25 protein-coding genes are annotated in these 25,408 nt (G+C 48.4%); 3 read left to right on the top strand and 22 right to left on the bottom strand.

The features are described from left to right. Positions 1-82: 82 nt before the first annotated feature. From whiA to BC351_RS43560, 22 genes are all read right to left on the bottom strand, one after another. Positions 83-1,015: a DNA-binding protein WhiA gene (whiA, locus tag BC351_RS25590; RefSeq protein ID WP_079416355.1), complete on the bottom strand. Its 933-nt coding sequence runs from the start codon at positions 1,013-1,015 to the stop codon at positions 83-85. A gap of 5 nt (positions 1,016-1,020) precedes the next feature. Then, positions 1,021-2,004 carry a gluconeogenesis factor YvcK family protein gene (locus BC351_RS25585; protein ID WP_079416353.1) on the bottom strand — a complete coding sequence of 328 codons (984 nt, stop codon included), beginning with the start codon at positions 2,002-2,004 and terminating at the stop codon, positions 1,021-1,023. A gap of 32 nt (positions 2,005-2,036) precedes the next feature. Then, a complete protein-coding gene (rapZ, locus tag BC351_RS25580) occupies positions 2,037-2,924 on the bottom strand; it encodes an RNase adapter RapZ (protein WP_079416351.1) in 888 nt (295 codons plus the stop codon). A 75-nt stretch (positions 2,925-2,999) separates the two neighbouring features. Continuing rightward, complete coding sequence (locus BC351_RS25575) at positions 3,000-3,947, bottom strand: ROK family glucokinase (RefSeq protein ID WP_079416349.1); 948 nt, start codon at positions 3,945-3,947, stop codon at positions 3,000-3,002. Between the two features lie 318 nt (positions 3,948-4,265). After that, a complete protein-coding gene (trxB, locus tag BC351_RS25570) occupies positions 4,266-5,213 on the bottom strand; it encodes a thioredoxin-disulfide reductase (protein WP_079416347.1) in 948 nt (315 codons plus the stop codon). A 175-nt stretch (positions 5,214-5,388) separates the two neighbouring features. Beyond that, positions 5,389-7,125, bottom strand: a complete 1,737-nt coding sequence (locus BC351_RS25565; protein ID WP_079416345.1) for a tetratricopeptide repeat protein — start codon at positions 7,123-7,125, stop codon at positions 5,389-5,391. Between the two features lie 236 nt (positions 7,126-7,361). Beyond that, positions 7,362-8,312 carry a ribose-phosphate diphosphokinase gene (locus BC351_RS25560; RefSeq protein WP_079416343.1) on the bottom strand — a complete coding sequence of 317 codons (951 nt, stop codon included), beginning with the start codon at positions 8,310-8,312 and terminating at the stop codon, positions 7,362-7,364. A 74-nt stretch (positions 8,313-8,386) separates the two neighbouring features. Then, positions 8,387-9,193 carry a histidinol-phosphatase HisJ gene (gene hisJ / locus BC351_RS25555; RefSeq protein WP_079416341.1) on the bottom strand — a complete coding sequence of 269 codons (807 nt, stop codon included), beginning with the start codon at positions 9,191-9,193 and terminating at the stop codon, positions 8,387-8,389. 26 nt (positions 9,194-9,219) lie between these two features. Beyond that, positions 9,220-9,873, bottom strand: a complete 654-nt coding sequence (hisIE, locus tag BC351_RS25550; RefSeq protein ID WP_079416339.1) for a bifunctional phosphoribosyl-AMP cyclohydrolase/phosphoribosyl-ATP diphosphatase HisIE — start codon at positions 9,871-9,873, stop codon at positions 9,220-9,222. Further along, entirely contained in the window at positions 9,870-10,628 is a 759-nt protein-coding gene (gene hisF / locus BC351_RS25545; RefSeq protein ID WP_079416337.1) for an imidazole glycerol phosphate synthase subunit HisF, read from the bottom strand. Before hisF ends, hisIE begins: the two co-directional genes overlap by 4 nt. Positions 10,629-10,864: 236 nt before the next feature. Beyond that, a complete protein-coding gene (hisH, locus tag BC351_RS25540; RefSeq protein ID WP_079416335.1) occupies positions 10,865-11,476 on the bottom strand; it encodes an imidazole glycerol phosphate synthase subunit HisH in 612 nt (203 codons plus the stop codon). Positions 11,477-11,478: 2 nt separating this feature from the next. After that, on the bottom strand, positions 11,479-12,087 hold the full coding sequence (gene hisB / locus BC351_RS25535; RefSeq protein ID WP_079416333.1) for an imidazoleglycerol-phosphate dehydratase HisB: 609 nt from the start codon (positions 12,085-12,087) through the stop codon (positions 11,479-11,481). Then, complete coding sequence (gene hisD, locus BC351_RS25530) at positions 12,088-13,374, bottom strand: histidinol dehydrogenase (RefSeq protein ID WP_079416440.1); 1,287 nt, start codon at positions 13,372-13,374, stop codon at positions 12,088-12,090. Between the two features lie 61 nt (positions 13,375-13,435). After that, positions 13,436-14,071: an ATP phosphoribosyltransferase gene (hisG, locus tag BC351_RS25525; RefSeq protein ID WP_079416331.1), complete on the bottom strand. Its 636-nt coding sequence runs from the start codon at positions 14,069-14,071 to the stop codon at positions 13,436-13,438. A gap of 78 nt (positions 14,072-14,149) precedes the next feature. Further along, on the bottom strand, positions 14,150-15,367 hold the full coding sequence (locus BC351_RS25520; RefSeq protein ID WP_079416329.1) for an ATP phosphoribosyltransferase regulatory subunit: 1,218 nt from the start codon (positions 15,365-15,367) through the stop codon (positions 14,150-14,152). A 205-nt stretch (positions 15,368-15,572) separates the two neighbouring features. Next, positions 15,573-16,067: an acyltransferase gene (locus BC351_RS25515; RefSeq protein WP_079416327.1), complete on the bottom strand. Its 495-nt coding sequence runs from the start codon at positions 16,065-16,067 to the stop codon at positions 15,573-15,575. Beyond that, positions 16,064-16,732, bottom strand: coding sequence for a pyrophosphatase PpaX (gene ppaX / locus BC351_RS25510; protein WP_079416325.1), 669 nt, complete (start codon positions 16,730-16,732; stop codon positions 16,064-16,066). Before ppaX ends, BC351_RS25515 begins: the two co-directional genes overlap by 4 nt. Next, positions 16,710-17,687: a prolipoprotein diacylglyceryl transferase gene (gene lgt, locus BC351_RS25505; protein ID WP_079416323.1), complete on the bottom strand. Its 978-nt coding sequence runs from the start codon at positions 17,685-17,687 to the stop codon at positions 16,710-16,712. Before lgt ends, ppaX begins: the two co-directional genes overlap by 23 nt. Positions 17,688-17,724: 37 nt before the next feature. Continuing rightward, positions 17,725-18,666 carry an HPr(Ser) kinase/phosphatase gene (hprK, locus tag BC351_RS25500; protein ID WP_079416321.1) on the bottom strand — a complete coding sequence of 314 codons (942 nt, stop codon included), beginning with the start codon at positions 18,664-18,666 and terminating at the stop codon, positions 17,725-17,727. A 167-nt stretch (positions 18,667-18,833) separates the two neighbouring features. After that, a complete protein-coding gene (locus tag BC351_RS25495; protein WP_079416319.1) occupies positions 18,834-19,964 on the bottom strand; it encodes an ABC transporter ATP-binding protein in 1,131 nt (376 codons plus the stop codon). A 111-nt stretch (positions 19,965-20,075) separates the two neighbouring features. Next, positions 20,076-21,191, bottom strand: coding sequence for a PucR family transcriptional regulator (locus tag BC351_RS25490; protein WP_079416317.1), 1,116 nt, complete (start codon positions 21,189-21,191; stop codon positions 20,076-20,078). A gap of 122 nt (positions 21,192-21,313) precedes the next feature. Further along, positions 21,314-22,165, bottom strand: coding sequence for a C40 family peptidase (locus BC351_RS43560; protein ID WP_079416315.1), 852 nt, complete (start codon positions 22,163-22,165; stop codon positions 21,314-21,316). A 303-nt stretch (positions 22,166-22,468) separates the two neighbouring features. On the opposite strand from BC351_RS43560, the gene BC351_RS25480 reads away from it, so the two are divergent. From BC351_RS25480 to BC351_RS25470, 3 genes are read left to right on the top strand one after another with little or no spacing between them, the layout of a single operon-like run. After that, the gene (locus BC351_RS25480) at positions 22,469-23,065 is read left to right on the top strand and encodes a gluconate 2-dehydrogenase subunit 3 family protein (RefSeq protein ID WP_079416313.1); all 597 of its coding nucleotides are present in this window, start codon (positions 22,469-22,471) and stop codon (positions 23,063-23,065) included. Beyond that, positions 23,062-24,624, top strand: coding sequence for a GMC family oxidoreductase (locus tag BC351_RS25475; RefSeq protein ID WP_079416311.1), 1,563 nt, complete (start codon positions 23,062-23,064; stop codon positions 24,622-24,624). Before BC351_RS25480 ends, BC351_RS25475 begins: the two co-directional genes overlap by 4 nt. A 46-nt stretch (positions 24,625-24,670) precedes the next feature. Next, complete coding sequence (locus BC351_RS25470) at positions 24,671-24,973, top strand: MTH1187 family thiamine-binding protein (protein WP_079416309.1); 303 nt, start codon at positions 24,671-24,673, stop codon at positions 24,971-24,973. Positions 24,974-25,408 lie beyond the last annotated feature (435 nt).

The raw sequence follows: 25,408 nt of genomic DNA, 5'->3' as shown, positions 1-25,408 counted from the left end.
TTTAACATTATAGCATTTTTCCCCGAAGTACACTAGAAAAAATGCGAAAAACTTATACATGTGGAACTGAGTGACTTCTTATCTACGAATTTCGCTGTTTTTCTGCCAATTCATCGATTTTTCGCAACCGATGGTTGACCCCGGATTTGCTCACACTGCCTTTGAGCATGTCGCCGACTTCTTTGAGATTCAAATCCGGATGCTGCAATCGAATCTCAGCTACTTCTCTAAGCTTCTCTGGCAGATTATCCAATCCAACTTCTCTTTGCAAGAGTCGAATGTTCTCGATCTGCCTTAATGATGCTCCAATGGTTTTGTTCAAATTCGCTGTTTCACAATTCACGATGCGATTGACCGAGTTGCGCATATCCTTCATGATCCGCACATCTTCAAACCGCAGCAACGCTTGATGCGCGCCAATGATACTCAGGAACTCGATAATTTTCTCGCCTTCCTTGATATAAAGCACGAACCCTTTTTTGCGTTCAATGAAACGGGCGTTCAAATCGAACTTGTTGGCGAGCTGGGTCAACGCCTTGCAGTGCTCCTCATAGATCGAAGCGATCTCCAGATGATAGGAAGACCCTTCCGGGTTATTAACGGAGCCTCCCGCCATGAAAGCGCCACGCAGATAAGCGCGTTTGCAGCAGTTGCCGCGGACGATTTCTTTATCGATTCCCGTCGTGAAGATGAACCCTTCGGAAACGATCTTCAGATCGCTGAGCAGCTCCTGCACTTGCCCGGGCACTCTAACAATGTATACATTGTTCTTCTTCAGGCGCATTTTCTTGCGCACAAGAAGCTCTGTATGCAATTTGTATCCTTTTTTAATTAACGAATAGATTCGTCTGGCAATAGCCGCGTTCTCCGTGGAAATGTCGAGCACAACGCGTTGATTGGTTAGCTGAACTGAACCATTCATACGAATTAAAGCCGACAGCTCCGCTTTCTCGCAGCACGCTTCCGATTCGGTAATTAAAGTTAATTCTTTTTTGGTTGTTGCCGCAAAGGACATGAGACTCACTTCTTCCTTAACATCCAGCTTTCGACGAGCTGATAAATATGGTCACTCAATTTCTCGGCATCATGACGAAGGTAAGTGCGAAATAACACAAGCCGATCAGCAATAACGCGGTACCCTCTTTTGGTGACTTCATCCAAATCCAAATGAACCGCTTTGGCCCCTTTTTCGGCGTATCTCGCCTGAACCTGCGGGGGAATTTCCCCGTTATTCACGATCACATAGTCGAACAAATGCTGCTGCAGGTGATCATAAATCGCATCCAGGTGATCGCTGACTGAGTAATCATCCGTTTCCCCAGGCTGTGTCATCACATTGCAAATGAACAGCTTAACAGCTTTCGATTTCACAATCTCATCTACGATGCCGGGTACCAGTAAATTAGGGAGCAAGCTGGTGTACAAACTTCCTGGGCCGCATAGGATCGCATCCGCGTCACGAATAGCTTGAACCGCTTCCGCTAACGGCGTTACATTCGCTGGCTCAATGAAGACACGCTTGATTCGTCCGTCCGCTTTGGGAATCTTCGATTCCCCTACGACTAATGTTCCATCTTCCATAATGGCTTTCAGGACAATAGCCTGATTCGACGCGGGAAGCACACGGCCACGGACTGCGAATACGCGGTTCATTTCTTGTACAGCTGTGACGAAATCACCGGTAATATCCGTAAGTGCCGCTAAGATTAGATTCCCCAGACTATGCCCGGCTAATCCCGTACCTACTTGAAATCGATATTGCAAAATAAGCGACAATAACGGTTCAACGTCGGCAAGGGCTGTAAGCACGCTGCGAATGTCGCCTGGAGGCGGCATTTGCATTTCATTGCGGAGAATGCCGGAGCTTCCTCCATCATCGGCTACGGTCACAATAGCTGTAATATCTACCGGCTTTTCTTTCAAACCTCTAAGCATCACCGATAGACCTGTTCCGCCACCGATAACGACGATTCGGGGAGTGCGTTGCGGTGTCCCGTATTCCATACTTCTTTCACCCTCTTCATCGTAAAAACCGCTTAGATGCGGTCACGCTCAGCATCTCGATGGCTCACGCGCACCGTTTCGGTTTCGCTGTTGCCCATAACTTTGCCGAGATATTCCGTGATCGCAACGGATCTGTGCTTGCCTCCTGTACAGCCAATGCCTACGACAACTTGACTCTTGCCTTCTTTTTTATACTGAGGCATCAAGAAATTAAGCATATCAAGCAGCTTGGTTAGGAATTCCTGCGTCTCTGTCCACTTCATTACGTAGTCGTACACATCGGGATCTTGACCTGTCTGCGGGCGAAGCTGCTCCACATAGTGCGGGTTTGGCAAGAAACGAACATCGAAGATGAGATCGGCATCGATAGGCACGCCATACTTAAATCCGAAAGAGATTACATTTATAGATATGCGGTTGGTTTCCAAATTGGTAAACCTGGAAATAATTCTTTCTTTGAGCTGCGCCGGCTTCAGCGTACTGGTGTCAATAACCTGCGTGGCTAAGCCCTTCAGCTCTTCCAGCAGCTTGCGCTCCAGACCTATGCCCTCCAGCGGCGCTCCATTCGGAGCCAGCGGATGACGGCGGCGGCTTTCTTTGTAACGCTGAACCAGCGTTGCATCGGTAGCGTCTAGAAAAAGAATTTCATAGCTAAGCGTGTAATTCTCATGAATGTATCGAAGCGACTCCTGAAGTGCCGTGAAAAATTCACGCCCCCGCAAATCAATCACCAGTGCGACTTTGCCGATCTTCCCCATCGACTGCACGATCAACTCTGCAAACTTAGGAATGAGCACAGGCGGCAAATTGTCGACACAGAAGAATCCAAGATCCTCCAGACTTTGTACGGCAATCGTCTTCCCGGCACCCGACATTCCTGTAATAATGACCAGTTTCGCTAAAGGGTGATTTTCTTCCATGAATGACACCTTCCTTTGGAGTGCTCACGCAGGTTTACGCTCAAGCGGCCAAACCTACGAGCCTTGCCTGAACATTTAGCGTAAATTCAAACCAGCAGCGCCTACAACCCCTGCATCATTGCCTAGTGTAGCAGCAACAATTTCAACGCCTTCTGCCGCTGTCTCTGGTGTATATTTCTTAAAGGTTTCGCGAATCGGCTGGAACAGAATTTCTCCTGCTTTGGAAACACCGCCACCGATGATGAATCTTTTGGGATTAATCACAACAGCTAGTGCCGCCATGGATCGTCCAATATAATAAGCAGCACGGTTTACAATGCGCAAGGAAACTTCGTCTCCGCTTTTCGCCGCATCGAACACGTGTTTGGCTTCGATCTTCTCATGAAGAGAAAGTGTCGTTCTTTCGCCGCGTTCCACAGCTTCATTGGCCATACGAACGATCCCCGTCGCGGAGGATACGGTTTCCAGACAACCCATCTGACCACATCCGCATTGAATGGCTTCAATATCCGGTACGATGGACATATGCCCTAGCTCGCCAGCCATGCCTGCAGATCCTTGATATATTTTACCGTTAATAATAATCCCGCCGCCTACGCCTGTTCCAAGCGTATAGCACACAACATTCGGGATTCCCGCTCCTGCGCCAGCCCAAGCCTCGCCTAAAGCTGCAACATTGGCATCATTGTCGATCTTTACCGTTTTGCCAAGCAGCTCTTCCAGCATCTTCTTAGCCGGAACGTTGCGCCATTGCAAATTAGGGGAGAATTTGATGAATCCTTCAGGAATGTCCATGAATCCAGCTAAACCTGCGCCGATCCCTGCGACTTGATCCCACTCATACGATGAGTCTTCGACAATTTGCTTCACATACTCCGCGATTCGTCCAATGACAAATTCAGCACCGTTCTCCGCACTCGTTGGTCCTTCATACGTATGCAGCAGCGTCCCTTGCTCATCGCAAAGACCCACTTTAATGTTGGTACCGCCTAAATCTACACCGATATAAATCTGGTTTGACATTACAAAGTCACCTCATGAATAATCATAAAATTTTCGGATATTTTCCGGGCTCCCCGCAAAGTAATGTATAAACTCTTATCGAAGCAATTCATGATGTATGACCGCAATTAGCGGTAAATTTAAACGCCGATCAAGCAAAGCTCGATGCGGACGGATTATGCTTCGAAGCCTATACGTCACTTTGCGGGGTTTACTTATGCTCCTGTTCCAACTATAAGTCAAGCCTGTAAGCTGGTCAAGATTCAACTATGCACCCAAAGAAAAGAGAAAACGTGGAAAGCATAGCCTCCCACGTTCGTTGTAGCGACATCCGCCTTCTTACAGCGTTTGACTCCAATCATGCACGATGCTGCCTTCAAGGAACTTTTCAGCTTCCAATGCAGCTGCACATCCGCTGCCCGCTGCCGTGATCGCTTGGCGATACTTCGTATCCTGTACGTCACCGCAAGCGAATACACCAGGGATGTTCGTTTCTGTGGTACCTGGCTTCACAACAATGTAGCCATGCTCATCGGTATCGATTTGGCCACCGAGGAACTTCGTGTTAGGCGTATGCCCGATTGCTACGAAGATACCGTCTGTTTCGATAATTTCTTCTTCACCGGTCACATTATTCGTCACTTTCAGGCCGGTTACCCCTTTGTCACCTGCAATGACTTCAAGCGGTGTATTGTTCAGGGACCATTTCACTTTCTCGTTGCCGCGAGCACGGTCCTGCATGATCTTGGAAGCGCGAAGCTCATCACGACGGTGAACCAAACGAACTTCGGAAGCAAAACGAGTCAAGAAGTTCGCTTCTTCCATCGCGGAGTCTCCACCGCCAACAACGATAATCTTTTTGCCGCGGAAGAAGAAGCCGTCACACGTTGCGCAAGTACTCACGCCGCGTCCAATGTTTTCTCTCTCGTTCGTAATGCCAAGCAAACGGGCAGAAGCACCTGTAGAGATAATGAGCGTTTCTGTCTCGATTTCGCCAAGACCTTCCACTTGCAGCTTGAAAGGACGATTCGTCAGCTCTACGGAGTTAACCCACCCTGTTTTGAATTCAGCGCCAAAGCGTTCTGCTTGCTTGCGCATATTTTCCATCAGTTCAGGTCCCATAATCCCTTCAGGGAAGCCGGGGAAATTCTCTACTTCGGTAGTGGTGGTCAATTGACCGCCTGGCTCTGGTCCTTCAATAACGAGCGGACTCAAGTTGGCACGCGCTAAATAAATAGCAGCTGTTAGACCGGATGGCCCTGTTCCTACGACGACTGATTTGTACATATGGTTTCCCTCCTAGGTGCTTTCCTTAAGAAAGCTATCTGTGAAAGCATCTGATGTGCGCTTGTTAAACAAACCTCATCTTAGGCTTCCTATAAACGCTGGCAAGCAGTCTGTCAGACCGCCGCTAAATTTATTTATGAAAGCGGAGTTCTGCATTAATACCAGAGCCCAACTGTCAAATACTTGTAAATTTATTGAAGATCGCTTCCATCTTCTCACGCAAGCCGCATGTATCATCAATAAGCTTCACATTGCGACTGACCGTCGAAACCGTCACACCATAGCGCGTAGATACTTCCTGATAAGAAATCGCCCGGCGATGCATCTTCGCAATCAGATATTCCAATGCAGCGGCCCAGCCCTCCGATTTATTAATCTTCGGCACGTTCGGGTAAATTTTCGTCAGAAATTCCACCCATAGGATCTCGAGATCGTACTGCTGCACCATATCATACCGTTTGTGCATATGAGAAAGCGCAGTTTCCATCACACTCTGCCATTTGGCATCCCAAACCGGCAAATGCGGCGAATACGGCGAAGCTTCCACCATAATCTTCTCATTTTCGAGATAGGCGGGAATGGCCTCACGGATTCCCATGCTGCGAAGCACGAAAATGGCAACCTTCTTCAAATAATCGTCCTCTTGACGATCCAGAATGAAATCCTGCAGGGCGTCCCTCACTTCATTGTCAGCAATCAAGCCAAACGCTTGAATAACCTGCAGTTTCGTCTCGATATCGCCATGACGCAATGCCCAGAAGAAGGATGAGCGCACAAGCGGATCTTTCTTCAATTGGTCCGGTATCCCTTGTGTCGATTTCTCCAACACACGGAATTGTTCTTCGAACGGCAGATGATAGTGGTAGCTCCATGTCAATGGTTCCTCCACCTTATCGCGAGTACGCAGCTGCTCCAAGTAGAACTTGGATATCTCCGCACCTGGGTCAAGCTTCTGAGCTTGCTTCCAGTAGCGATACGCTTCGGTGAATCGACCAATATGACAAGCCGCCACAGCTGCATAATGATAGAGGCAAGGATCGGACGTGCCATCCCCTGCTTTCAGCAGACGCTTAAACAAGTGGTAGGCCTTCTCATGTTCGGACAAAATGCCCATTGTCGTTGCCAGCTTAAACACATGGTCCTGCTGATAGGGAAACGTCTTGCGCAGGAGATCCGTCAACTCTGCCAGCTCCTGCTTGTTCCCAAAATGCTGATGGAAAATCGCCATATTACAGAGCGCATGCAGGTTTCCGGCATCAATCTCCAGTACCCCTTTGATCGTTTCCATCGCCTTCTCAAATTGACCCATATAGTAATAAGCAAGGGCCAAATTGTTCCGCGCCGCCGTGAAATCAGGTTGATTCTTCACCAATTTCTCCAGCTGTCTCACAGCTTCAGCGAATTTCCCCTCTTCAAGAAGGGCGCGGGCCTTATCATGCTCGAAGAGCCCTTCTCGACTCTTAATGCTAGTGAGAGGGGCGGGTCGTTCAAGCTCGTAGCTCAGCATTTCCATCATTTCTTCGGATTCATCCATGAATTGACCTGTAGGGTCAGTCTCCAAATACCGAACCAATGCTTGTTCTGCCTGCTCGAAATTCTCCATGTTGGCATAATTGTTAGCCATATAAAAGTGACATTCCGTCATCTCGGGATCAATGGTTTCAAGGATCTGCTGCAAAATTTGGTTCGACTCGTCGTAATTACCCATTTCCGAGAGAACTCCCGCAAGGTTGCAATGATTCACAGGGTTATCCTGCTCATACTCTGCGGCCCGCCGGAAATATTTCAGTGCCTTATCATAATGAAACCGATCCAAAGATTGAACCGCTCTCTCGAAAAAGAATGCGGCATCCATGTTAATCGAAATAACTTTTGGCTTTGGTGCATCGGACACGCGCTTAATCTTTTCCATAGCAAGACACCTCCGGTAATTTGATTACACTCAAATTATACCATAGATCGCTTGGAAGCCAAAAACATTATCCGAAGGTAAGATCTGGACTAAGGTTGGACGAAATCCGAGGAACGAGCAGCGGAGCGTAGGTAAGCCTACGTGAGTACCGCAGTTGCCGGATTTCGTTCAAGATTCGACGCCGAATCAGCTTCCCTGAATCAACATCGTTTTCAAAGTCGGCTTGGAAAGCTTCCTTACACGCCGCCGTATTTGAAGAGGGAGGATAGGGATCCACCGTCATTAATAATACGGATCGCATCCGACAACAGCGGAGCTACAGAAAGCACATTGAATTTATCCGAGTGCCCTTCCGGAATCGCAATGGAATCGGTAATGATAACTTCCTTAATGTTCGGGTGATCCAAACGCTGCAAGGCAGGGCCGGAGAACACAGGATGCGTCGCACAAATGTAAACATCGTGAGCTCCCCGTTCTTTCAGGCTCTCTACAACATTGACAATCGTTGTCCCCGTATCGATGAGATCCTCGATAATGATCGGCGTACGGCCCACAACATCGCCAATCACGTGAGTAATCACGGACTCGTTATGCTCAGGACGTTTTTTGATCATCATAGCGAATGGCGCATCTAAGATGTTGGCCATTTTCTCAGCGGTAGTGGCGCGGCCTGCATCTGGCGATACGATAATCGGGTTCGGCAGGTTTTTCTTTTTGATGCAATCACTGATCACGTCAAGCGCAGTCAGATGATCCACTGGAATATTGAAGAAGCCTTGAATCGCAGGCGCATGCAGGTCAATCGTGACAACACGAGTCGCACCGGCAGCACTGAACAAGTCAGCTACTAATTTAGCAGAAATTGGCTCACGTGGAGCAGCTTTACGTTCTTGACGAGAGTAACCATAATATGGAATGACAAGGTTGATCGTTTTTGCAGATGCTCTTTTTGCTGCATCCATCATGACCAAGAGTTCCATCATATGCTCATTAATTGGATGAGAGAAGGTTTGTACCAGGAATACGTCACAGTTACGAATCGTTTCTTCGTAGAGACAGTAGATTTCTCCGCTTTTAAAACGGGATAGTTTGATTTGTCCAAGCGGCTGGCCGAGCTCTTTACAAATACGTTCCGCAAGCTTCGGATTCGAAGATCCGGAAAAAATTTTAACATTGTCGCTATGCATGGTTAATGGTTACCTCCGAAGGTTCATTAAATAGATTGTCACGCCCTACTCATTATACATGAAAGGTGTCGAATTTAAAAAGTCACAAGTTGTCGTTTTCGTGCATGAAATGTGGCTATTTCGTTAAATCCGATCATTTTCAACAGGTCTCTAGCCTCATCCAAATATTGGGCAAGACGTTCCGGCTGATGGGCATCTGAGCCTATTGTCAGAGGAATTCCCACCTTATGGCAATATTCCAGCATTCGGCGGCTTGGAAACATCTCTTTGCAAGGCATCCGAAGGCCGGATGCGTTAAGCTCAATGGCAAGACCGCACTCTTTGACCGTGTCCAAAGCCGCCTTCTCCAGTTCCCACGGATCACGGTCCGGCTTGTAACCGAAGCGTTTGATCACATCGATATGACCGATATAGTCATAGAGTCCCGTTCGCGCTGCTTTCTTCACGGCATCATAGTACTCAGTATACACTGCGTAGATATCCTTGCCTTCCCAACCTGCTGTCTGCCTGAAATCCGAAATATCCCACTCACCCAGAAAATGGACCGAACCAATGACATAATCCCACGGATACGCCTTAATAATGGCAGCAATTTCCGACTCGTAGCCTTCGATATAGTCACCCTCTAAGCCAACGCGGATATCAATCTGGTCCTTGTACTTTTCTTTGAGATGCAGGCACTCCTCCACATAGCGGGGCAGCTCCTCCATCGGCATAGCCATCTCCGGCCAATATTCCTGCGGGTTCACATGCAAAAGCGGCATATGATCCGACAGCCCCAATTGGCCCAGCCCGATCTCGATGCCGCGTTTGACGTAAGCCTCCAGTTCCCCGGAAGCATGACCGCAGCGCACATGATGTGTATGATAATCAATCAACATCGTGAATTCACTCCAGGTCGTTTTATTTATTTTTTGACATGCCGATTGGCTAACTCTTTCATAATATCGTCCAATGGCAATTTATTATTGCGAAGCAGAACCATCAAGTGGAAAATAAGATCGCTGGCTTCATAACGAAGCTCGTCATTGTCTTTATTTTTGGCTGCGATAATGACTTCGGCGGTTTCTTCTCCGACCTTTTTAAGAATCTTATCAACACCTTTTTCGAACAGATACGTAGTATAAGCACCTTCTGGGCGCTCAGCATCACGGGAAGCGATAACGGCTTCGAGTTCGCCAAGAATTGCGAAACGGTTGCCTTCAGCGGCAGGCGCCGATTCTTGAGCAGCCCCCTCCACAGGGACGTTTTCTGTGAAACAAGTATACGTGCCGTTGTGGCAGGCAGGTCCAACTTGCTCTACAAGCACAAGCAACGTGTCGCCATCGCAGTCGTAGCGCAGTGATTTCACTTTTTGCGTATGACCGGAAGTTGCACCTTTGTTCCAAAGCTCCCCGCGGGAACGGCTCCAGAACCAAGTGTCACCCGTTTGGATCGTACGCTGCAAGGACTCGCTGTTCATATACGCCAGCATAAGCACTTCTTTACTAACAGCATCCTGCACGATAGCAGGTACAAGTCCGTGTGCGTCAAATTTAATTTGATCAATTGAAAATGTCATCGGATTTCAACCCCTTTACCTTTAAGGTCATCTTTGACCCCTTGAATCGTTAACTCTTTATAGTGAAAAATGGTGGCGGCCAGTCCTGCATCCGCTTTGCCTTCTGTGAAAACATCATAAAAGTGCTCCGCTTTACCCGCTCCGCCCGAGGCAATGACAGGAATCGTCAGCAGTTCAGATACGGCGCGTGTCAGCTTCAGGTCAAACCCGTCTTTCGTACCGTCTGCGTCCATACTGGTAAGGAGAATCTCGCCTGCGCCCAGCTCCTCCATCCGTTTCGCCCACTCCAGCGTTTTGATGCCTGTGGCATTGCGGCCACCGTGCGTGAACACTTCCCACTCGCCCCACTCGCTGTTAAACTTGGCGTCAATAGCAACAACAATACACTGGGAACCGAACTTGCGCGCTCCATCAGATACGAGCTGAGGGTTGCGAACCGCTGCCGTGTTAATTCCGATCTTATCCGCTCCGGCACGCAGCAAGCGTTTCATATCGTCCACGCTGGAGATACCGCCGCCTACAGTAAAAGGAATCGTAATCTCCCCTGCGGTCTGACGAACAACCTCAACCATTGTAGCGCGACCTTCGACAGAAGCCGAAATATCGAGAAACACCAGCTCATCTGCGCCTTCTTTATCATAAATCGCCGCCAGCTCCACCGGATCGCCCGCATCGCGCAAATTCACGAAATTCACACCTTTAACCACACGACCATCCTTGACGTCTAGGCAAGGGATAATTCTTTTGGCTAACATGAGGGTTACCTCCTTTTCTTAAGAGCTTGTAGCCTATCGTGCGCACAGCCATAAGAGCCCCTAAAGACTTCTATTGGCATAAAATCAACCCAATTGCTCCATTTAGGAGTCTCCAAAGACTTCTATCTTTCCAAAATCGAGTCCATTCCCGCGATCCCGCGCCAATAAGAGCCCCCAGAGACTTCTATCCGCTGCCGAACCCTGCCATCCAGCCAATTAAGAGACCCTAAAGCCTCTTATTTCGGCTGCTTGCACATAGCTAGAAAATTGTTCAACAGCTGCATCCCAATATCCCCGCTTTTTTCGGGGTGAAACTGCATGCCGTATACGTTATCCCGGCCTACAATTGCCGTCACTGGCTGGTGGTAATCCGTTACCGCCAACAGATCGCTTTCGCGCTCCGGCTTCGCATGGTAAGAGTGCACGAAATACACATGCCCTTCTTCGATGCCTTGGAAAATCGGACTTGCGCTCTTGTAGTTAAGTCGATTCCACCCCATATGCGGAACCTTGTAATCTCCACGGAAACGAACGACTGAACCTGGCAAGAGGCCAAGCCCCTCATGGTTTCCATGCTCCTCGCTGCTAGCGAACAACAGCTGCATCCCGAGGCAAATGCCAAGCAGCGGCTTCCCAGACTCCGCATAGCGCCGAACAACGCCGTCTAGCCCCGATTCGCGCAATTGCTCCATCGCATCGCCGAAAGCCCCTACGCCGGGCAGGATAGCTCCTTCAGCGGCGAGGATCTGCTCCGCATCCCCAGTCACAACAGCTTCGTAGCCAAGACGCTCAACCGCTTTGCTGACGCTATGCAAGTTGCCCATTCCATAATCTATAATGGCGATCATGCTTACAGCACTCCCTTCGTCGAAGGAACCCCCTGCACGCGAGGATCAATCGTGGTTGCTTCATCCAAGGCACGACCTAACGCTTTGAACACGGCTTCCACCATGTGATGCGTGTTCTGCCCATAGTGCACGATAACATGAAGCGTAATGCGGGCTTCCAGCGCCAGCTTCCACAAGAACTCATGAACCAGCTGCGTATCGAAGCTGCCGACATTCTGTGAAGGATACTGCGCCCGATATTCAAAATGCGGACGGTTGCTAATATCAATGACGACTTGCGCAAGCGCCTCGTCCATCGGAACGAACACGCTGGCATAGCGTTTAATTCCTCGTTTATCACCCAAAGCTTCGCGAAGCGTCTGGCCTAAACAAATCCCGATATCCTCTACCGTGTGATGATCATCAATCTCGATATCGCCTTTGGCGTCGACATTCAGATTGAATTGCCCATGCTTCGTGAACAAATCGAGCATATGATTGAGGAAAGGCACATCCGTTTGAAGCTCTGAAATTCCTGTTCCGTCTACATCGAACTTCAGGACAATGTCGGTTTCATTCGTTTTGCGGGCTACACTCGCGGAGCGAGTCAATGCTTTATCCTGTTCAGCCATCTACTTCAACTTCCCTTCCTTCTTGAGTCTTACTTCCACCGCTCTCGCGTGACCTTCCAGCCCTTCGTTGCGGGCAAGCGTCATGATCATCTCGCCATTCGCGAGCAGCGCTTCCTTGCTATAGTGAATAACGCTTGATTTTTTGAGGAAATCATCCACATTCAGTGGAGATGAGAAACGTGCCGTGCCGTTCGTCGGCAGCACGTGGTTAGGTCCGGCGAAATAATCGCCGACGGGTTCCGTACTGTAGGCGCCGAGGAAAATAGCGCCAGCATTCTCGATGCGCGGCAGCAGGTTAAAAGGCTCCTGCACCAGCAGCTCACAATGCTCCGGCGCCAAGCGATTGACGACGTCCACTCCCTCGTCGAGACTATTGACCAAGAGGATCGCTCCTTTGGTCGCAGTGGACACCGCTGCGATGGCTTTCTTCGGCAGCACATCCAGCTGCCGCCATAGCTCCAGCCGAACGGATTCGGCCAGCTCTTGCGACGGTGTCACCAGAATCGCCGGTGACATCTCGTCATGCTCGGCTTGCGCCAGCAAATCAGCCGCGATGTATTCAGGATCGGCGTGCTCATCTGCCAGCACGACGATGTCTGTAGGCCCGGCGATCATGTCGATATCGACGACGCCAAACACGAAGCGCTTCGCCAGCGCGACGTAGATGTTGCCTGGTCCGACGATCTTGTCGACCGGCGGTATGGACTGCGTCCCGTAGGCCAGCGCGGCTACCGCCTGCGCCCCGCCTACGCGGTAGATCTCTTTCACACCCGCTTCGGCTGCTGCCACGAGAATATGCGGGTTGATGCCCGCTTCGCCCGCGGTGGCCGGAGGCGTCACCATCGCGATCTCCGGCACCCCCGCAACGATTGCGGGGATGGCGTTCATAAGCACGGAGGAAGGGTAAGCCGCCTTCCCTCCGGGCACATACAATCCGACCCGCTTCAGCGGTCGGATGATTTGGCCCAGCAGGCTGCCGTTCGCCTGCAGGTCCATCCACGACGTGCGTTTCTGTTTCTCATGAAACGCACGAATATTCGCGGCGGCTTGACGCAGTGCCGCCAAGAACTCGGCGTCCACCTGCTCGTACGCCGCCTGGATCTCCTCGTCGCTGACGCGAAGCTCAGCGATCTCGACGTTGTCGAACTGCTGCGCCATGCGTATCAGCGCAGCGTCTCCGTCCTGGCGCACCTCATCGATGATGCGGCGGACGGTCTCATTTTGCTCCGGCGAGCCGTATTCGACCTCGCGGTTCAATTGAAATTCCGAGGCGGGAAGTATCCGCATATCCATCATCCTCTCTTGTTCTTTCTCTCGATGCTTCTTCTATGTCATTGCACTACTTCATCTATACCTTAGCAACAGGCAATACCGCCTGCAGCATGTCACACAATCGCTGAATAGATTCATTCTTCATGCGATAACTAACCCGATTCGCAATTAAGCGGCTCGTAATCTGGAAAATTTCCTCTTGCTCCACAAGTCCGTTCTCCATAAGCGTCTGGCCTGTTTCGACCATATCCACGATTCGATCGGCAAGACCAATCAACGGGGCAAGCTCGATGGAACCGTTCAGCTTAATAACTTCAACCTGCTGCCCTTTCTCACGGAAATACTGGGAAGCCACGTTAGGATACTTCGTCGCCACACGCGGGTTAATGACTTGCTTCCAATCCGGCAGTCCAATGACTGACATGCGGCATCGCGCAATTCCCAGATCCAGCAGCTCATAGACGTTGCGATTTTCTTCCATCAGAACATCTTTGCCGACAACGCCGATATCCGCTACGCCGTACTCTACATACGTCGGAACATCTACTGGCTTCGCGAGAATAAATTCCATTCTGGCCTCAGGCACTGGAATAATCAATCGACGCCCTTCCTCCAAATCCTCTGGAATCGGCAGACCCGCTAGATGAAACAATTTTGCTGCTTGTTTATAAATACGGCCTTTCGGCATCGCTACTTTTAAAATATCGTCCACTATGCCAACCTCCTTCAACCTTACATCCATCAAAGGATTCACGCACAACCTTGGCGCTCATCGCTTCTATCCTTCATGCTACACTGCTGCGTCTATCATCTTAATAACATCCTGATAAACCGTTCCCCGAAGCTCGTAAGCGCCGTCTTCTCTCTGCGACACTTCCTTAGCCCAAGCTTCCCGCTCACTTACCAGCTGTGTAATAACGACAACCTCTTGCTCGCTGTCGCGCATCGCTTTCGCCAGCTGCAGCGCCTCTTCCCGATGCTCGCTATCATATGCGATCAGCACACGGCTTGGCTCCTCCGCCGTTTCTTTCCCCGTAACTTCGAGAATCCGATTCGTCTTCAGGGCAAAACCTGTTGCCGGAGCCGGACGCCCGAACTGACTGAGCAGATTGTCATACCGGCCTCCACTGCAAACCGGGAATCCAAGATCCGCCGCATACCCTTCGAAAGTCATACCTGTATAGTAGGAGAAATCTCCAATCATCGTTAAGTCGATCACCACATGCTCACTAACCCCATAGGCTTTCAGAACATCCCATACTTCGCACAGATGACGAATCGCATCCTGTGCGATTGGATGCTGAGACACCATGCGGGCTTGCTCACAGATCTCATCTCCGCCTCTTAGTCTCAACACGCCATTAAGCTCACGATCCACTTCTGGTGTAAGTGCCAGTGCCTTGATCGCTTCACGGTAGCCGACGTAATCCCGACTAAGCAAGTGCTCCTTCAACGCCAGCTGCGCATCGCTGCGGCCTTCAAGCGTTTCCTGGAATAAACCGTTCAGGAAGCCTACATGGCCCAAGGCAATTTTGAATGTATTCACACCTGCGGCCTGTAGAGAAGCAATCGCCAGAGCTACAACCTCTGCATCGGCTTCGGAGGAAGCATCGCCAACAAGCTCAACGCCCGTCTGGAAGAACTCGGAGTCCCGTCCCGCTTCCTCTTCAATTGCCCGAAATACGTTCGAATGATAAGATAATCGCAATGGGAACGCATGTTCCTTGAGAAGCGATGAGGCCACACGCGCAATCGGCGCTGTTAATTCAGAACGCAAAACCAATGTTTTTCCTTTGCGGTCAAGCAGCTTGAACAGCTTTTTATCTTCTGTGGAGCTAGCGACTCCAACGGTATCGTAATATTCAAGTGTAGGCGTAATAATCTGGTTATACCCCCAGCGCTCCATACAAGCCAGTACACGGTATTCAATATTGCGCAGCTTCGTCACTGCATCAGGCAAATAATCCTTAACCCCTAACGGTTTTTCAAATACTTTTGGCTTCGACACCGTCTCACCTCAACATCTAGGAATTCAATCTCATTCCCTTTTATAAAATACTTTAGTACGTTAACGTGCTACCATACTACCAAAATAAAGAATGTACGGCTATTTTATCACGTAACCCTAGGACCGTCAATTGTCACTTTATTGATTGGATAAGCCTCTACCTGCGCAAAGAAAAAGAGCTGCACTGCTCTCAAGCGCACAACTCTCATTTGGGATCTTGTCTTTCTTTTATCGTTTGCAGAGGATTGCCCGCCACAAAACTGTATGGAGCCACATCCTTATGTACAACGGATCCTGCTCCTATGACAGCATAATCTCCAATAGTTACACCAGGAAGAATCGTGGTATTGGCCCCCACCATGACGTGAGACCCAATATGCACTTCGCCAAGTCTATACTCTTTGGTCAAATACTCGTGAGCGAGGATCGTCGTGTTATAGCCAATAATCGTATTGCTCCCTACATGAATCTTTTCCGGAAAAAAGACATCCACCATCACCATCAAGGCAAAAGCGGTATGTTCACCCACCTTCATGCCCAATACGTGACGATAAATCCAATTTTTCATCCGCAGCGAAGGGGAGTAGCGAGTGATTTGGATAAAAACAAAATTCTTCATCGCTTTCCACTTGCTGACCGTATGATAAATTTGCCATAAAGCATTAGGTCCATCTACCGGGTACTTGTCCGTTCGTCTCAACCAGCATCCACATCCGACGTGAGTCCCACAATAGGGAGCAAGTCAAACATATCGTCAATCAGATAATCAGGGCTATACCCTTCCAAGTAGGAACGCCCTTTCCAAGACCAAGTAACGCCAACAGCGGTAACTCCTGCATTCTTCGCTGCCTCGATATCATAATGACTATCGCCTACCATGATGGCTTGCTCGGGGGTGCTTCCTAATTCCTTGAGTGCTGCGAAAATGCCTTCTGGATGCGGCTTGGCTTCCTTCACATCTTCCACTGTTACGATCGTACTAATGAAAGTATCGAGACCGCACAGTTTTAGCCCCATTAATGTCGTTTGTCGAATTTTGCTTGTTACGATGCCAATCTTATAGCCAGCTGCATGCAGCTTCTCCATCACAATACGAACATTCGGGAATTCTTTTACCAGCTCATCATGTTTCGATAAATTGAAGGTTCTGTATTTCTTGATCAGCGCTTCAATCGCTTCAGCCTCAGTCTGTCCTGTGAAAAATGTCATTTGCTCCACCAGCGGACGTCCCATATTCGGAATAATCAGCTCCCGACTCAGGGGCTCCGGTGTTTCGCCTTCCAAACTATGCAAAAAAGACTGCACAATCAACTCATTCGTATCAACAATCGTGCCATCCAGGTCAAACAGTACGGTTTGAATCATAATTTGCTCCTTTATCCTCTACCTCTTGATCTTTGGTTGCTTGATTCTTGTCCACGGATTTGGTGGATACAATTGGATCGGCATAACGCACATTGGCGTAGCCTTTTTTCCTTCTTACAATAATGACAATCACCAACGCAATCACAATGAGAAGCGCCAGCAGTTGCGAGAATCTGATATTGCCGCCATACGTCAGCACGCCGGGTTCAAATACCAGCCTCATAGGTGACCATAACGTATCCATCAGCGAAGCCAACCAGGCTGGTCCCGTAATATCAAGACTATCCGTCCGAACGCCTTCAATAAAGAAGCGGCCGATGGAATACCAGATGAAATAGCCGAAAAATAGTTCCCCTGCCCGCAGGAACGGCCTGCGACGCAGCCACAGCAGCAAGAGCAGCCCAACAATGTTCCATACGGATTCATACAAAAATGCCGGGTGATAGAACGTACCCTCAATATTCATTTGATTCACGATAAAATTCGGCAAATGCAGCGTATCGCGCAAGAATGACTCTGTGACTGGCCCGCCATGCGCTTCCTGATTCATGAAGTTGCCCCAACGGCCAATCGCTTGACCGACAATCAGCCCTGGCGCACAAATGTCCGCGATTCGCAAGAATGAATACCCTTTGGCTCGCATGTAGAAAAAAGTCCCGATAATCGCACCGATTAACGCTCCATAGATGGCTATCCCGCCATGCCAAATCATAAAAATTTCAGCTAAATTATTTTTATAATCTTTCCATTGGAACGCCACATAATAAATTCTTGCCCCAATAATGGCGGAAGGTACGCCAATTAATAGTAAATCCATAAAAAAGTCAGGGACAATGCGGAATCTTTTCCCTTCGCGAATTGCGATTAACAAGCCTATCAGCGCTGCTGCTCCTAAAATAATTCCATACCACCGGACATGTATCGGTCCAAGGGAAAACGCAACACTCTCGAGCATAGTTTCACTCCTTCATTCAATTAAATGCGTTCAGTCCTCAATCAAAATCCTCATAGTCTTCATTCAATGACTCCGTCAGCTTATTCGTAAATTGAAGCGCCGCGTTGTAGCCCATACGTTTCAATCGATAATTCATGGCCGCCACTTCCACGATAACCGCCAAATTTCGGCCTGGTCGAACCGGAATCGTAACGAGCGGAAGATCCGTATCGATAATTCGCGTCAATTCCTCATCCAGACCTAATCGGTCATATTGCTTGTCCTGCTGCCAATTCTCCAATTTCACCACAACCGAGATTTTCTTCACGTTTCGAACAGCCCCGGCCCCGAACAGTGTCATCACATTGATAATACCGACACCGCGGATTTCAAGCAAATGTCGAATCAGTTCAGGCGCGTTGCCCGTCAATACCTTGTCGCCATTCTGACGAATTTCTACGGCATCATCGGCAATCAGTCGATGGCCTCTTTTGACAAGTTCAAGCGCTGTTTCACTTTTACCAATGCCGCTGCTTCCTGTTATCAGAATACCAATTCCGTAGACATCGACCAGTACACCATGAATGGTCGTACTCGGAGCCAATTTATTCTCCAGAAACCCTGTTAACCTACTCGCGAATATGGTTGTCGACATCTGGCTGCGAAGAACGGGAAGATCACGTTTGGTTGCTTCTTCTAACAGCTCGACCGGAACATCTAGTCCTCTCGTCACGATAATACAAGGTGTCTCCTCTGGCGAGCACAGCTGCTCCACACGGTTTCTCCTCACACCCGTTGTCAACATTTCCATGAAGGTAATTTCCGTCTTGCCTAGCATTTGGATCCGTTCTCTTGGATGGTAATTGAAATACCCTGCCATCTCAAGGCCCGGACGGTACAGATCTCCGGTTGTTATCGGACGTTTCAGTCCGGATTCACCTGCAAGAACCTCCATATGGAGTTGCTCTATCATTTCGGAAACCTTCACTTTTTTGGCCATCGTCCTATCTCCTCCGAGTTTCGCCTGTGCATAACGTGCTTGATCTGTCTTCCTTGCTAGCTTTCCAATACTTTCATCGTAATGGAATACCTAATTGAAATCAACTATCGTCTTTGTAAAGCAAATAAAAAGGCCAGCCGATAACGGCTGGCCCTTCTAACTTAAACCTACAGGTTTGGATTAACCAAGATAGATAATGTTGTATCTTTATCGAAGAAATGAACTTTGTTCATGTCCAAAGCCAATTTCACGTTTGTGCCTTCTTTGATTCCGGAACGACCGTCAACACGTGCGATAACTGTGTTAGCGCCGATACCGTTCAGGTACAAGTACATTTCGTGACCCAAGTTCTCAGTCAACTCAACGTTAACGTTGAATACTGTGTTCGGGGATGCTTCCAAGAATACAGGCTCTTCGTGGATATCTTCTGGACGAACACCCAGAATCACTTCTTTGCCAACGAAACCTTTATCTTTCAATACTTGTGCTTTACCAGCTGGAACTTCTACGTTAACAGATCCTGCTTTGAAGAAGATTCCGCTTCCTTCTTGGGACAATGTACCTGTCATGAAGTTCATGGATGGGGATCCGATGAAGCCCGCAACGAAGATATTCACTGGGAAGTTGTAGATTTCTTCTGGTGTAGCTGCTTGTTGAATAATACCTTTGTCCATAACAACGATACGATCGCCCATTGTCATAGCTTCGATTTGGTCATGCGTTACGTAGATCGTTGTAACACCAAGACGTTTTGTCAATTTTGTGATTTCCGCACGCATTTGTACACGAAGTTTCGCATCCAAGTTGGAAAGCGGCTCATCCATCAAGAAGACTTGTGGCTCACGAACAATCGCACGACCCAAGGCAACACGTTGACGTTGACCACCGGAAAGAGCTTTTGGCTTGCGATCCAGCAAGTGAACGATATCTAGAATTTTCGCTGCTTCGCGAACGCGAGCATCGATATCAGCTTTTTTGAATTTACGAAGTTTCAAACCGAATGCCATGTTTTGATAAACAGTCATATGCGGATAAAGGGCATAGGATTGGAATACCATCGCGATATCGCGGTCTTTTGGAGCGACATCATTAACAAGGCGGTCTCCGATGTACAATTCACCTTCAGTGATTTCCTCTAATCCTGCGATCATACGAAGAGTTGTGGATTTTCCGCAACCGGATGCTCCAACCAATACAACGAACTCTTTATCTTCAACTTCAAGATGGAAATCTTTAACTGTAGATTCTTCTGCACCAGAATATCTTTTAACGATATGATTTAAACGTACGCCTGCCATGGTTTCATTCCCCCTACGGTTTATCGATCAATGACTTCTTAATCAACTTTTCAATATACTCATCTTACCCTACAGATGCCTGACTGACTATGCACAATCCCTACAAAAAAATCACTTTCTTTTCGTTACTTTGTACAATAGTAATGCCAGCCTTACTAATACCGCATGATTGAAGGTTCTTACATCAAGTCCCGTCTCATTCTTGAACTTGTCCAAACGATACAACAGGGTATTTCTATGAATATAAAGCTTCTTCGCCGTTTCGCTTACGTTGCAGTCTAGTGTGAAGAAGTGCTCGAGTGTCGTAACCGTCTCTGTATCCAGCGCATGATCGGTGCCGCGGAGCACCTGCTCGAGGAATTCAGCCTTCTCTTCTTCGTCTATTAAATGCAGCAGCTTCTCCAAGCGAAGCTCCCAGCGGAGATGAATGAAACTTCCTACGTGGAAGGATCGCCCTAGCATAATTGTTTCTCTCAGCTTCAGAATCGTCGCGAACAAGGATTTCGCCGGCTTCACCGGATAATCAATAGCGAGATGGCACTCTCCCACCCATTCATTGGCCAGCATTTCGTATAAGCCTGATCCTAGAGCATCAAGGGTTTGTTCAACACTCTCTTCCTCATCGCCCTCTCGCTCCTCACTTCCGCTCGTCAGCAAGCCTTCCGGTGCAAGAATCAACCACTCTTTATTGAGCAGCGGAATTAAGATAATCTCAGATTCAAAGAAGGATTCCAGAAGCTTTTTCAGCTCGGCATACGAAACACTTTGATTTTGAGAGTAATCCCCATATAAAAGAAGCGGAATCTTTGTCGAATAAAGAGAAGATTGTGAAGCCAGCGAGTCGGGCAGCTCCGCGTAAGTTGAACCTCGTTCCATCTGCTCGAGCAGCCAGTCCCTTAATTGGTGCGCTTTTCTTTCATCTTCTGAGAGAAACGTTCCCCATTGTTTTTTCTCTTGCGTTTGTTTGGTCTCTACAGCCATTTCAACGAGCATCCGTTCAGATGTGGTTAACTGAGCTCCCGCCACCTGCAGAACGCGAACATCTTTATGTTCCTTAGTTAAATAAAATAGCACATCTTGACCGCGTATCACGCTTCGGCTGTTGCTTTCATTCCGTACTTCCTGCTCTTCCATCAACTGCTGCCAATCCGCCTCGGGTAATAAACTAATCTCAATAGGCGCCTGTAAAACCGCTTCCAATCGCTCTTTTACTCGCTCCCAATCCATTTGCCTCTCTCCTTACTCCAATAGCATCATCTATATCTATCTCTCTATTGTACCATATGTCACACTCCGGATGTGAAAGAACCCTCCCGCATGAAGGTGCAGAAGGGCTCTAGTCTTGCCTACTATTTCAACACACGGCGAGCTGTCACATAGTGATTTGCCCACCATTCTTTATTAATTGATGTGAATTTAACGCCGCCTTCACCATACGTGTGAATCATATTGCCATTCCCGACATAGATGCCAACATGTCCAATATTTTTACCTGAGTCCACAGTCGTAAAGAAAACTAGATCGCCGGCTTGTAAATTACTTTTGCTCACAAACGTTCCTTCCTTGGCTTGATCTCGTGAAACACGCGGCAGTGTAATCCCATACTCGGCAAACACCGTTTTGGTAAAAGAGGAGCAATCCATCGTTTTGGTTTGTCCATATTTGGCGCCAAAAAGATAGGGAGTACCGAGGTATTTCTGAGAACTCAGGATCAACTCCGCCTTCAATCGATCCTTAGCCGACAGAATGCTTCTGCCGCCGATGAAATTCTTTTTGTAATCACTCACATTGCGAGTGACGACTTCGTCTTTGCTCTGGGATGCCATGACCATTTTACCTTCTCCTACATAGATCCCAGCATATGATGGCTTAGTGCCACTGCCAAAGAACAAGACGTCACCTGGCTCTGCTTTAGCCACATCGGTGATTTTCTTTTTGTTCATATTAAACTGCTCGTTGAGTGTTCTAGGAACCGAATAATTTAAAGTTTGATACACGTAATAGATCAGACCAGAAGAATCAAAGCCTGCCGAAGGGGTTTCGCCACTTTTGGCATAATCCACGCCCATCATTTTCTTAGCCAAGGATACAGCATCCATATCATCATTAGCCGCATATGCGGAAACAGCTGTGGTTGCAGATAAAGCAATGGTAATCGCCGCCGTAATTCCTAGGGAGCGGTGTGCCAAACTTCTCATCATAACATTTCCTCCAGTGCATAATTGTTTGTAGAAATGGGAATGTTCTATCGATCTAGAACAAGGTTACCATGGTAATGAATAGACATTCATTCCTAAAATATTTCCACTCGCACATAACATTGGCAGGCGTGCCAGATGATTCATTGGGATAGTCCCCATGATTTTCATTCATTTCCTAAACAATATTCATTTTGGGAAATAAGGCTATTTGACTTCAAACTCATAAACTTCGCTATTTTGGAAATAATTGTACAAATAGGTCGGTTACGTTGGCCTTGCGCAATATACGGAGGTTGATAACATATGCCTAAAAACAGCTACTATCCGACATATGACGTAATGGACGAACAAAAGGAATGGGATCCTCACACTCGGTCCATTGTGTCCGCACGTTTGGTGCGTAACCAATCGTATGGATTTGTGTCACCAGTCGAAGCGGAAACCTTACGAGCTTGGTGCTCCCTGCTTATGGATGATCAACGGGGCGAAATCATTCAATTTATCCTTTGTCACATTGACCAGGCTTTGACTGACAATAAAGGAGAAGGACTGCGCAAAGCGCATGTCCCTCCACTCCGGCAGCTTCTGCGGCAAGGACTTAAAGGCGTGGATGAAGCCGGTTGGATCGCAAGCAGCAAGCCGTTCTTCAAACTGGATGAGGTGGATCAGCGGCAGATCATGTTCCAAATCAGTAGTGACAGCTATCCCCCAACACAAGCTTGGGATGGCATTCCCCAAAAAGCCTTCTTTCACAAAGTGCTTCAACTAAGCGTAGAGGCCTATTACTCGCACCCCCTGGTCTGGTCTGAAATCGGTTATGGCGGTCCAGCATATCCCAAGGGATATGTACGGATGGAACTAGGCCAACTCGACCCATGGGAGGCAGTGAGAAAGCCATGAACTGGAGACACGAGCACGATGCCGTTGATATATTAATCGTAGGCGCAGGTGCAGCCGGCGGCGTGCTGGCCCAAGAGCTCAGCGAAGCCGGGCTGAGTGTTGTCGTACTTGAGGCGGGTCCTTGGCGGGATCCTCAGAAAGATTTCGCGAGTGACGAGCTGAGCATGAAAGGCCTTGCGTGGGAGGATACTCGGATCGTGGCGGGATCTGGCGCTTTGGATATGAGCGCTTATCCGTCAGGAAGAGGAGTCGGTGGGGGCACGCAGCGCTTTACCGGCGTTTTTCTGCGATTTCATGAGTCTGATTTCAAAATGAAATCCATTGACGGTGTTGGCGAAGATTGGCCTATTCATTACAAAGATCTCGACCCCTATTACACCAGGATAGAGAAAGAAGTCGCTGTCTCCGGCCCGAAACATTTCCCTTGGGGAAATTTCCATGGTCCTTATCCTTTTCCAGAGATCAGCTCCTTAAGCACGAATGCTTCTCTGTTTCAAAAAGGCTGCAAAACACTAGGCATTCAAACGGCGGTAACCCCCTTGGCTATCCTTTCCGCTCCCTTGGACGGGCGATCCCCTTGCACGAATCGCGGCTTCTGTATGCAAGGCTGCATGCCGAATGCAAAGTTCAGCACCTTGATTGTCCATATTCCCAAAGCCGTCCAAGCTGGTGCTGAGGTTTTAGCGGACTGTATGGTTACTCAAATTGAAGTTGACGACTATGGACATGTCTGTGGCGCTCTCTTTGTTCATCAAGGGGTGACTTACCGTCAACGAGCCAAAACCGTTATTCTATGCGCGCATGCTATCGAAACGCCACGCTTGCTGCTTCATTCGGCCACACCGCAGTTTCCTGACGGATTAGCTAATTCCAGCGGCTGGGTTGGCCGTGCCGTCATGACGCACAGCAGCAACGATGTTTATGCGAAGTTTGAGCATGAAGTTCGACTTTACAAAGGCGCTCCAGTCTTGGCGTCCACGCAAGATTTCTATGAAACGGATTCGAAGCGAGGCTTCGCCCGTGGTTATACCATCCATGCCCATGGTTCAAAGCCGATTGATATGGCTCAAGGCATCAGCAAATCATCCCCAGATCTTCTATGGGGGGCGAAGTTAAGAGAGGCCATGCTTGATTACAACTATTACGGGCGTTTAACGATGGTAGGTGAAGTTCTACCGGATTGGAACAACCATATCAGCCTTTCTGCTGAAAAAGATGAATACGGCATGCCTCGAGCGATAGTCACCTTCAACTATGGAGATAATGACCAGAAACTAATCGATCACGCCGTTGACAACATGCAAATGATCTTAAAAGCCGCCGCAGGCGAGATAGCTTTCGTTGTGCCAGACACCCAACATCTCATGGGCGGCTGCCGCATGGGCAATAATCCGGCCAACTCCGTCGTGAACTCCTATGGCCAAAGTCATGATATACCTAACCTGTTCATCTGCGATGCCAGCCTGTTCGTTACATCCAGCGGCGCTAACCCCACTCATACCATCATGGCCCTTGCCGCTCGGACAGCCGACTACATCATTGATCTTGCCAGCTCTTAATGCGACAATGGATGTAGACAAGTTAAATGAAAGGAGACGTACATCCATGGCTATCGCTGAATTCACCATTATTCCCATTGGAACAGCTACTACCAGTCTTAGCGGTTATGTGGCTGATCTGCACAAAGAACTAGAGAAGCATACCGACATTACCTTTGAAATGACCCCCATGGGCACCATCATCGAAGGCCCTTTAGATCGCTTGCTAGAGGTCATCCGTGCCGTGCATGAGGTCCCTTTTGCCAATGGAGCCGAACGTGTCTCCACTTCGATCAAAATCGACGATCGCCGCGATAAACCAGCCTCGATGCAACAAAAAATGCAGTCTGTGGCTGCCAAACTAAAATAGAAAGGGCCGTCCTTCAAGTAGAAAACCTACTTGGGGACAGCCCTTTTTTTATCTCGCTCCAACAACCATTAAATTCCTGCGATTATGCATCCTTTTGAGCTTGATTTAGCCGCAAATCAATAAATTCCTGCAATTGTGCATCTTTTGCCGGCTGATTTCTGATTTCAGAACGAAAAAGCTCAGAATTCCTGCATAATCGCAGGCTTTTCCGCTTTTCGTGTGATATTGTCGAAAAAGCCTGCACTTTTGCAGGTTTTGGCTAGAATGGGTCGGGCAACACCTAAACACGAAACAAGAGAAGAGCCTATAAGGCGTTTTTACCTATAAAACAAAAAAAGACCTTCAACTGGTCCTCGGTGTTTGCTTATAAAAGTGAGTCATGTAGGATTCGAACCTACGACACCCTGATTAAAAGTCAGGTGCTCTACCAACTGA

The organism is Paenibacillus ferrarius, assembly GCF_002027705.1.
Taxonomy (GTDB): Bacteria; Bacillota; Bacilli; order Paenibacillales; family NBRC-103111; genus Paenibacillus_E; species Paenibacillus_E ferrarius.
The sequence above is the reverse complement of the archived record's forward strand: the minus strand, read 5'-3'. Positions and strand labels throughout refer to the sequence as shown.